Source organism: Streptococcus acidominimus (genome assembly GCF_001921825.1).
GTDB classification, from domain to species: Bacteria; Bacillota; Bacilli; order Lactobacillales; family Streptococcaceae; genus Streptococcus; species Streptococcus acidominimus.
Window position 1 is genome coordinate 1 of record NZ_MSJL01000093.1, and the last position, 2,275, is coordinate 2,275.

Annotated in this window: 4 protein-coding genes and 1 pseudogene; all 5 read right to left on the minus strand. The window is 33.5% G+C overall.

Annotated features, from left to right (window positions below; genetic code table 11):
• A pseudogene (locus tag BU200_RS10320) lies at nucleotides 1-287 on the minus strand (SA1320 family protein); the annotation flags it as partial.
• Nucleotides 280-684 (minus strand): DUF1310 family protein, encoded by a 405-nt coding sequence (locus BU200_RS10325; RefSeq protein ID WP_075100040.1) that lies wholly within the window; start codon nucleotides 682-684, stop codon nucleotides 280-282. The pseudogene BU200_RS10320 and the gene BU200_RS10325, both read right to left, overlap by 8 nt.
• A gap of 187 nt (nucleotides 685-871) precedes the next feature.
• Complete coding sequence (locus tag BU200_RS11190; protein ID WP_158015171.1) at nucleotides 872-1,012, minus strand: hypothetical protein; 141 nt, start codon at nucleotides 1,010-1,012, stop codon at nucleotides 872-874.
• Between the two features lie 12 nt (nucleotides 1,013-1,024).
• Nucleotides 1,025-1,423, minus strand: a complete 399-nt coding sequence (locus BU200_RS10330) for a DUF1310 family protein (RefSeq protein WP_075100041.1) — start codon at nucleotides 1,421-1,423, stop codon at nucleotides 1,025-1,027.
• 146 nt (nucleotides 1,424-1,569) lie between these two features.
• Entirely contained in the window at nucleotides 1,570-1,887 is a 318-nt protein-coding gene (locus BU200_RS10335) for a hypothetical protein (RefSeq protein ID WP_244912654.1), read from the minus strand.
• Nucleotides 1,888-2,275: the final 388 nt, after the last annotated feature.

Consider the following 2,275-nt stretch of genomic DNA (forward strand, 5'->3'; position numbering starts at 1 on the left):
GTAACATCCCAAGGTTTTTCTAAAAACTCGTTGAAACCACTTGAACCACGATAGAGCATGGTGACATGTTTTACTTTATCATAATCAGCCTGACTAGGATTTTCTGGTAACTTCACATCTGTCACGACATAGGCTTGAAAACCGGAAGCTGTATCCTCAATTTCTGAAACATAGCCGATAGTGGTTTTATTTTCCCCAGTTCCTATTCTCAAAGGCTCTCCTATTTCATAAGGCTCATATTCTTGTTTAGCAATTTGTTCATTTTGTTTATCAGTATATTCAATCATCTAGCTTCTCCTCAAGCAAAGCTTGTAATTCATTAGAGATAGTTGAGCTATACACTATTAATTTATTCGTACTCTTATCCTTATCTATCCCGATTCTAATATAAAGTTTTTCATTCCCATTGATTATAAGAGCTGTAGAGAAGCCTCCCATTGGATTTTTATTAAATGAGTTGTAATTAATCGCATAAGACTTGATGATAGCTTTATCTGTTAGAGCTTCTGGCTCAATATACTTTAGTTCATCTTCAAAAATCTTTCGTACTTCTTCACTCTCCACTACTTTAATCATTTCTTGTTTTAGTTGTTCCTGTTTGTTCATCTGTTCTAATACTCCTATTCCAATTATGACCGCTACACTAAAAATAAAACCGAGGATCCATTTCTGCCAATTTTTCATCTAAATCTCTCCTTTCTTTTACAACTATTATACACTATTTTCTGTGGAATAACATTCTAAAACAATAAAAAAGCAATTTTTTATGATACACCTTCTGTATAGCCCGCAGGCATAACTGCCATTACCTGAATGCTGTTAAATTGCTTCTCGGACACACGGAGAACTTCATCATCTTGAGCAATTTCTTTTACGCTTCTACCACGACATAGGCTTGAAAACCGGAAGCTGTATCCTCAATTTCTGAAACATAGCCGATAGCGGTTTTACCTCTATCGATAGTATATCCATTCTTTTTAAACAATTTACTGATTTTACTAATCTGTACCATTTGCATCCATTGTTAATCCCTGCCATTTAGTATATCACTAAGTTTTTCAGAAATAATCGCACCACCTGGAAGAAATTGGTTCGAGTTCACATCTTTATTTAATGTATATGATATATACAATTCCTTATCATCATTCATAACAATAGAAACATCAATACCTCCCATAGGATTATGCCTTATAGATTCTAAATCTATTTTATATGACTGAATTTTTCCCTGTGCTGTCAATGCTTTAGAATCTAAATTTCTTAATCCCTCTTCTATAACCTGTTTTACTTCCTCACTTTCCACTACCTTAATCATTTCTTGTTTTAATTGTTCCTGTTTGTTCATCTGCTCTAATACTCCTATTCCAATCACGACCGCTATACTTGCAATCAGACCAAGGAGCCATTTCTGCCAGCTTTTCATCTAGACCTCTCCTTTCTTTTTACTACTGCTCTACATCCACTCATCTGCCATTGCCTTATAAGTCTGGTCTATTTTTAATTCGCATTTTCCCTCGCTATCTAAAGGGTTCGTTTTACTTTTTGAAAAATATGAACTTACCGCTGTCATCATTCTCCTAGATAAGTTACCTCAACATGAGAAATATCAACTTCTTCATTTTGGGGAATAATACTATGTCTACTAATGTCACGAAAGTCTTCGAGTGCTCCCAATCTTACACTTTCATAAGAATTATCAAATTCTGACAGTGTATTAACTGTGATTCCAGAATGCTGGTCTTTGTTTAGCTTAAACCTCAAATGATATGACCCAGTTTTTAAATCCTTATTGAATGTCATAAATTCGATTGACTCTACATTATAATTTCTCGCAATCCATCTAACAACATTGTCCTGTTGCTCTCTCGTCAAGGTTTCCTTTTCCATACTACAACCTCCTAAAATTCCAATTATACACATCACTAACAAAATAGATCTAAACCATTTCCTCATGCTTTCTTCCTCCCTCGCTTTATTATCATTATACACCATTTTCTATGTAAAATCACTTTATAATAGCAAAATATACTTTTTAGTATACACTGTATCAAAAAGAATATAGATAAAGGTTTGAAAAAATCTCAATTTTGAACCACATTTAACAATGATGTAAAACAAAAAACACAGAAAATCAAGGTTTTGTAACTGATGATATACTCCCCATATAGTGGACAGTGAAAAAACAAAAATTCACTAGACACTATAAGGGGAGTTTTCACATGTCCAAAAGAAGTCCAAAATCAGTAGAAGAAAAGTTAGAAATTGTTTGCTTATT

Coding starts and splice junctions, on each gene's coding strand:
- BU200_RS10325 (WP_075100040.1), bottom strand. CDS start 684: ATGAAAAATTGGCAGAAATGGATCCTCGGTTTTATTTTTAGTGTAGCG.
- BU200_RS11190 (WP_158015171.1), bottom strand. CDS start 1,012: ATGGTACAGATTAGTAAAATCAGTAAATTGTTTAAAAAGAATGGATAT.
- BU200_RS10330 (WP_075100041.1), bottom strand. CDS start 1,423: ATGAAAAGCTGGCAGAAATGGCTCCTTGGTCTGATTGCAAGTATAGCG.
- BU200_RS10335 (WP_244912654.1), bottom strand. CDS start 1,887: ATGGAAAAGGAAACCTTGACGAGAGAGCAACAGGACAATGTTGTTAGA.